Here is a 6,515-nt window from a genome sequence, read left to right as displayed (position 1 = left end):
CAACCTAACCAAGCGCATAACGGACGAAACCACACCAAGCTGGCGAGGAACCTACTAAGACATAAAGGGCAATCCGCCTACCTCAAACGCCCTCTGAGGATCCTCACCGACCGGCGCTCCGACCTGTCCGCCGACCGCACCCGCAGGATCAACCGCCTGCGCGGCCAACTCACTGGGATCTTCCCCGCGTTGGAGCGTGTCCTGGACATGGGCAACGTCGGTCCGCTGGTCCTGCTGACCGGCTACCAGACGTCGGCCGCCCTGCGACGGGTCGGCCGCAGCCGCCTGGAGACCTGGCTGCGCAACCGCAAGGTCCGCGGCGCCGACACTCTGGCCCAGGCCGCCCTGGAGGCGGCCGAGCGCCAACACACCACCGTCCCCGGGGAGAAGATCGCCGCCCAAGTGATCCACACCCTGGCGAAGGAGGTGATGGACCTCAACGAGCAGATCGCGGAGATCGACAAGCTCATTGCAGCCCGGTTTCGAGACCACGACCTCGCCGAAGTGATCGCCAGCATGCCCAGCATCGGCCCGCTCCTGGGCGCCGAGTTCCTCGCCGCAACCTCCGGCGACATGACCCGCTTCGGGAGTGCCGACCGCCTTGCCAGCTTCGCCGGAGTCGCCCCGGGCTCAGTCAACGACAGGAACGATCAAACGTCACAAGATCTGAGGCTGTAGTACCTGGCCGCGACCACCACAGACTCATCGTACGCATTCAGAAGGAATGCGGCCCGATATGTGACGCAGTGTGATGTCTGCTGGTCATACGGGCAAGGCGATGGGTGGCATCCAGAGGCTGCCGGTGAAGGCGCTGTGGATCGCGTCGAAGGGGTTCAGGCCGTGCTTGCGGGCGGAGTCCAGGTAGGAGCGCACGGCGAGCCAGGCCGCGGCACCAGCATCGGACGGTGGCAGCCGGAGATTTTCACCTGGGTCTTGATCGGTCTGAGCGCGCGTTCGGCGCTGTTGTTGGTGAAGGGGACCTGGCGAGGGTGGTCGGCGAAGCGGAGAACGTCGTTCGCCTGGTCGCGGAGCCGTTCCAGCAGGTTGCGGGCCGTGGACTGCTTGCGTTCGGGAGCTCGGGGGTGCAGTGCCAGTCCGGCGGCGATGCCCCGGTGGTAGTGCTGTTGGTAGAACAGCAGCGATTCGGGGCTGATCTCGGGGATCTCGCCGCCTCGCACGCGTAGGGCTTGCCGGTTCAGGCCAGCCAGCGCCCAGCGGATCTGCTGGTGCCACTTCTGCTTCGGATGGTCCTGCTCGGCGGCGGTAAGTTCGCGGATCAAGTGTGCGCCGCACAGTTGGTGTGCGGCGTCGCGGTAGCCGGCGTAGAGCGAGAGCGAGTCGTGGACCAGGGTGCCGCGGAACCCGGGCAGAACGCCCAGGGCGTTGGCGCCCTCGCGTGAGCGCGGAGCCAGGGCCAGGTAGGTCAGCAGATCGGTGCACGCGACGTGCGGCCAGCGACGTTTCCCGCTGATCCTGGTGGTCGTCTCGTCGGCGTGCACAATGTGCCCGAGCATCAGCAGGGCCTTGATGAGGTTCAGCGAGCCGGCGGTCAGGTCGGCGGCTTCGGCGACCATGCCACTCACCCAGCCGGTGGATACCACGGCGCCGGTGAGGTCGGCGATCAATTGCGCTGTCCGCTCGACCGGGACGTGGTGAAACACCGCCAGGTAGACCGCCAGTGCACGCAGGTTCGGGCCGTAGGACGCGGGCGAGCCCGCCAGTCCCTCGGGCGCTTCGGCGGTCGTGGTGTGGCCGCAGTCGCAGCGCACCTTATGCAACCGGTGCTCGGTGACCTTGACCGTGACCAAGGGGATGTCGTGGACCTGCCGGCGGGCGAAGCCGACCGAGGGCACGCCGCGCAACCCCGTGCCGCAGTCCCCGCAGGCACCCGGGCGATGGTTCCTGACCTTGTCCGGCCGCTCGACCATCCCCAGCCCCGCGCCGGGCGCGCCCCTGCGCTTGCCCCGTCTGGTCTCATTCTTCGGCTTCGCCTCGGGCTTCCCGTCCGCGGGCAGGCCGAACACGTCCTGCGATGGCGGGAAGTTGGAGTTGCCCGAGTTGCGGCCTAGCCGTCGCTCCAACTGCGCGACCCGCTTCGCCAGCCGCTCGTTGGCGGCAGCGAGCTGCGCGTTCTTGTCCTCCAGCAGCGCAGCCCGCTTCTCCAGCAGGGCGTTGCGCTCCTCAGTCAGGGCACACTGCTGGGCCAGCGCCACGTTCTGCTCGCGCAGCACCGCGATCAGCGCGAGGAGGTCCTCGCGCGACGCAGCAGGCTCGGCGGCAGCAGACATGATCCCGCAGCGTGCCAGAGACCCCGACAACCTGTCACATCGTCAACTCGCCACCGACGGGCAGAGCACCTGAATGCTTACCGGCGATGACGGGCGGATTCACCTCCATGGACGCGATCAGGATCAGGCAATGATAATGCCGCCAATCTCCTTGATCCAAGACAGGCAATTATTACACGGATAAATTGGAGTAACTGCACCCCGAGGGGTTATATTGAATGTCTTAAACTCAATCCTCTGCGGTATTTCGGCTTTGGTCTTCCCCTTGGGTATGAGGGCATGGAGCAGCTGGTGCATTGCATCGACTTCGGCGCACACATGGACCTTCCAAGCCTCTACCGATGCGCGGCCATCCAGCAAACTGGTCATCGCGGGGTGAGGTTCCCCTGTATGATGCGTGACGCCGGAAATCCCTGTCTTGTTTACGGCACCCAGCATGGCCACGCATACTTTTGCCTTGGTTATATTGCCATCTTTATCTTTATTCTCTGGCCATTTTCCGGCTGTTGGCAGAGACTGTCGGTGTATGGCATCCTTCCGGTTGCGCTCCCCCTCTTCCCTCTGTTTTTCTGAGGCTTCCAGAATTTTTGAGAATTTTTTGTAACCATCCGACTCCTCCATGGATTTCCGCCGGTCTTCCAGCGCCAAAGCCTCCTCTACTGCATCCTTCAGTGCATGAGCTGGGGGATTCTGTGCAGTACGCCCCAGGAAGTCATCCACGGCCTTAAGTAGTGGGTCTATGCAACTAATTCCCCCTCGAATCCCTTCCGCTTGCGTGCCGTGCCTGTTTGCTTTTAGCCCGGCAAGAAAGGTCGCTGCCTTCATTTCTAAATCCAGTCTATCCCGTAGTGTCGCGAACCTTTCCCGAGCCTTGCCAAGAGCCTTGCGTCTAGCGTACTCCTCGTCCCCTGAAATCGGCGCAGTATTGTTCGGCTGGTCTAGTGGTGTAGCAGTGCCAAAAGCATCACTCACGTCGTCCTCCTGACAGATCCGCGATGATCGTTTCGATATCCTCGTCGTCCAGGAACTCCCGGAGTGCCGGGTCCTGGTCGATCAGCGATTCAATGGATTTCCGTACGTCCGCGACGGCGGCAGGGTCGCGCACCTCAGCGTCCCGCTCGAACACGTCCGGCCGCCCCGTGCCCGCTTCCACGCCGCCCGGTTCCACGGGGTCGGGTTCCACGGGGTCGGGTTCCACGGGGTCGGGTTCCACGGGGTCGGGTTCCACGGGGTCGGGTTCGAAGGCGGTCCTCCGGGCCAGCACCTGCGCGTGACTGATCCAGGCATCGTCACAGCCGCTGGCCGGCTGGCCCGGAACCACGGCGCCGGAGAACTCGTACACGCCGCCCGGGCCCACGCGGTAGAACATCGCCCAGGCCTCGTCCCACTCGGCTTCACGACCGCCGGAGGATGCCGCTACCGAACTTGTCCCCGCCACCTGCAAGTCGGCCCAGGCCTGGTCGTTCCACGTCCCCGAGGCCTCGTCATACCACTCGTAGGCCTCGTCTCGGCGGTCGTAGCGGTAATCGAGGCCGTATTCGTCGTGCCTGACGGGCTCGGAGTAGCGGCGCTGCTCGTAGGTCGCCCAGTCCAAGCCGTCGGCAGTCGCCGAGTACAGGTACTCCCGGCCCGCAGCGTCAAGCCGGTAGAACTCGGTGTCCGGGGTCCCGTCGTGGTTCGGGTTGGGCCAACCGGTCGCTTCCTGGCCCTCCGCGGTGCCATCGGTGCCGTTCCGCGCGGTCCGGCCCTCCCACTCGAGGACTACCGGCAGGAACCAGGCGACGAACACGCCTGGATCCGTGTTCGGCGAGGTCAGCTCCATGAACTGCTGTTCGCGGCCGCTGTCGTAGGCAAACCACTCGCCCAGGCCGTCCCGATAGGCGTCGATCCGGTCGGCCCTGCCGGGCCAGTCCCACTCGCCCTGGAAGACGACAGCGGCCAGCTTCTCCACCAAGGTGTCGGCCCCGGTGACGGCGGACCGCACCGGCCCGCCGTCCGCAAACCACTCCATGAGCGTTCCGACGCTCTCGCGCTCCACCGCCATTTGATCCCCCCACCGCGCCGACTCCCAGGGCCACGCTAAGGACAGCTGAACGCACGGGTCCTGCCGGAAGCAGCGCTCAATCACGCAGACTCCGCCGCCATCTCGCGCACCCATCGCGGACGCCCCCCACCGCGATTGGGGTCAATTCGAACGGGAAGGCGAGACCGAGGTAGCCGACCAAGGAGGTTGTCCTGGTCTTTGTCCTGTGCGCCGCAGGGCGCTGTAGTTCACGGTCGTACGGCAGACCGTGTGAGCTGCTGCGCGAACGACTGCGGACCGTGCCGTACGACCCTGCGGACAGTTGGAAAGCGTGTTGGAGGCAGCTCCTCACTGACTACAGCCGCTGACAACAACGCAGGCGCGCAGCGGCGAATTGGCGCATACGAACGGATTCGGACTGGCCAGCCGCAGGGCCCGCAGGACGGGTGCTGCGAGGGCGTCCATCGTTGCCGTCAGAGCCCCATGGATCCGCCTGGGGGTCAGGCGGTCGCAAGGCCCGCTCCGGGGCTGGGCCGGGGCCACGGGGGGGGCACCCCCGGGCGAGCTTCCCTCTGCACAGCAGGTCACAGCCCCTATGGCAGTGCGGCCGCCTTCATTCTTGAAAACTGTCGTCACGGGAAACTGTGACCGTGGGTTCGAATCCCACGCTCTCCGCCCAAGGAGCTGAAACCGGCCCCTGACCAGCAAGACTGGTTGGGGGCTGGCTTTGTTTGGGCGGGCCGTGACTGACTGCGCCTTACCGCCGTTTCCCGCTCGTCAGGGCACGCTGGGGGCACGCGGCTGCGCGGCCCCAGCGTTGACGGCCCGGACCACCACGGCGCAGCAGTCAGTAGCGCAACCGAAAGCGGTCGGCCTTGATGTAGAGGAAGAACTCTGTGAGCGGCGGCTCCTTGCTTCCCCGATCGATCGAGAGACCGAGCTGCACCACGGCCTGGAAGGCCTCGCTCATGGCAGCGGGGTCTTCTTTCGCGTCGACCGACCGTGCCAGTTCATCGAACAGCGGACGTACCGACTCGAAAGGTGGCGCCGGCTCGAAGTGTCCGTGCCACCAGGGCATGTCACAGCTCTCTATGACAATCGTTCCTAGGACCGACTCTCCCTGAGCGACTCTGTCGGGAATCTTGAGAACGGGCAGTAAACGATCGTGACGTTGCGTCAGGCTCGTAGGATCGTTCCGCTCGTTTTGCCCAGGAGCCCGACATGTCCCTCCAGTCTCATCCCGGAGCCGAGATCCCGCCGCTGACCGTGCGGGTCGCCCGGGCCAGCAACCCCCAGGGCACCACCGCCATGTGGATCCGCGACCGTCTCGATGGCCTGTGGACCGACGAGGACTTCACCGCGTGGTACCCGCGTGACGGCCGCCCCGGGCTCTCGCCCGCGCAGCTGGCCACCGTCTGCGTGCTGCAGTACGTGATGAACCTGTCGGACCGCCAGGCCGCGGAGGCGGTCCGCTGCCGCCTCGACTTCAAATACGCGTTGGGGCTGGAGCTGGAAGACCCGGGCTTCCACCACAGCGTCCTGTCCGACTTCCGCGACCGGTTCGCCGAGGGCGACCGTGCCGACCGGCTGCTGGGCCTCGCGCTCACCCGGATCCGGCGAGCCGGCCTGCTCAAGGGGCGAGGCAAGCAGCGCACCGACTCCACCCACATCCTTTCCGCAGCCCGGGCGTTGACCCGCCTGGAGCTGGTGACCGAGGCGGTCCGCGCCGTGCTGGAGGTCGTGGCCCGCGAGGTGCCGGAGCTGCTGGATGACCTGGTCACCGCCGAGTGGGCCGAACGCTACGGCCGACAGGTACGCCTGTGCTCCCAGCCCAGCCACCCCGTCGCCCGACTCGAACGGGTGGGCGCCGACGCCCGCGAACTGCTCGAACACCTCTGCACCCGCTTCCCCGGCCGCGCCCTTCCGCCGCAGGCGCAAGTCCTCCGGCAGATCCTGGTACAGCACTTCTGGGTGGACGGGCGCGGAAGGTTCCGGCCGCGCACCGAGCGCGACGGCCAGCCGCCCTCCCGGGTGCGGATCGAGTCGCCGTACGAGACCGAGGCACGCTGGACACGGCGCGGCGACACCCGCTGGACCGGCTATCTCGTGCAGACTCCTACAACGCAAAAGGTAACTTCGAGTTCCAGGTCACCGCGGGTCTGACGGCGGACCTCAGAACTCGCTCGCCCTTGGGTGGACGCGGT

The 6,515-nt window shown here is 66.1% G+C and carries 6 protein-coding genes; 2 read left to right on the top strand and 4 right to left on the bottom strand.

What is annotated here, in order from left to right:
• Positions 1-678 (top strand): transposase (locus ABH925_RS37385; RefSeq protein ID WP_370156047.1); only part of this gene is annotated, 678 nt, incomplete at its 5' end.
• A gap of 155 nt (positions 679-833) precedes the next feature.
• Here ABH925_RS37385 and ABH925_RS37380 read toward each other — a convergent pair.
• The 4 genes from ABH925_RS37380 to ABH925_RS37365 form a co-directional block, all read right to left on the bottom strand.
• On the bottom strand, positions 834-2,288 hold the full coding sequence (locus tag ABH925_RS37380) for an IS66 family transposase (RefSeq protein WP_370156044.1): 1,455 nt from the start codon (positions 2,286-2,288) through the stop codon (positions 834-836).
• A 123-nt stretch (positions 2,289-2,411) separates the two neighbouring features.
• A complete protein-coding gene (locus tag ABH925_RS37375; RefSeq protein ID WP_370156042.1) occupies positions 2,412-3,260 on the bottom strand; it encodes a hypothetical protein in 849 nt (282 codons plus the stop codon).
• Positions 3,253-4,332, bottom strand: a complete 1,080-nt coding sequence (locus ABH925_RS37370; RefSeq protein ID WP_370156040.1) for a hypothetical protein — start codon at positions 4,330-4,332, stop codon at positions 3,253-3,255. Before ABH925_RS37370 ends, ABH925_RS37375 begins: the two co-directional genes overlap by 8 nt.
• A gap of 826 nt (positions 4,333-5,158) precedes the next feature.
• Positions 5,159-5,389, bottom strand: coding sequence for a hypothetical protein (locus tag ABH925_RS37365; RefSeq protein WP_370156038.1), 231 nt, complete (start codon positions 5,387-5,389; stop codon positions 5,159-5,161).
• Positions 5,390-5,532: 143 nt separating this feature from the next.
• Between ABH925_RS37365 and ABH925_RS37360 the strand changes: the two genes are divergently transcribed.
• On the top strand, positions 5,533-6,474 hold the full coding sequence (locus ABH925_RS37360) for a transposase (protein WP_370156035.1): 942 nt from the start codon (positions 5,533-5,535) through the stop codon (positions 6,472-6,474).
• Positions 6,475-6,515 lie beyond the last annotated feature (41 nt).

Origin of the sequence: Streptacidiphilus sp. EB129 (assembly GCF_041262645.1) — a bacterium.
In the GTDB taxonomy this organism is placed as follows: domain Bacteria; phylum Actinomycetota; class Actinomycetes; order Streptomycetales; family Streptomycetaceae; genus Streptacidiphilus.
This window is presented reverse-complemented; position numbering and strand designations above follow the sequence as displayed.

Bases quoted from the DNA above. Each gene is read 5' to 3' on its own strand.
- ABH925_RS37380 (WP_370156044.1), bottom strand. From the start codon at position 2,288: ATGTCTGCTGCCGCCGAGCCTGCTGCGTCGCGCGAGGACCTCCTCGCG.
- ABH925_RS37370 (WP_370156040.1), bottom strand. From the start codon at position 4,332: ATGGCGGTGGAGCGCGAGAGCGTCGGAACGCTCATGGAGTGGTTTGCG.
- ABH925_RS37365 (WP_370156038.1), bottom strand. From the start codon at position 5,389: ATGCCCTGGTGGCACGGACACTTCGAGCCGGCGCCACCTTTCGAGTCG.
- ABH925_RS37360 (WP_370156035.1), top strand. From the start codon at position 5,533: ATGTCCCTCCAGTCTCATCCCGGAGCCGAGATCCCGCCGCTGACCGTG.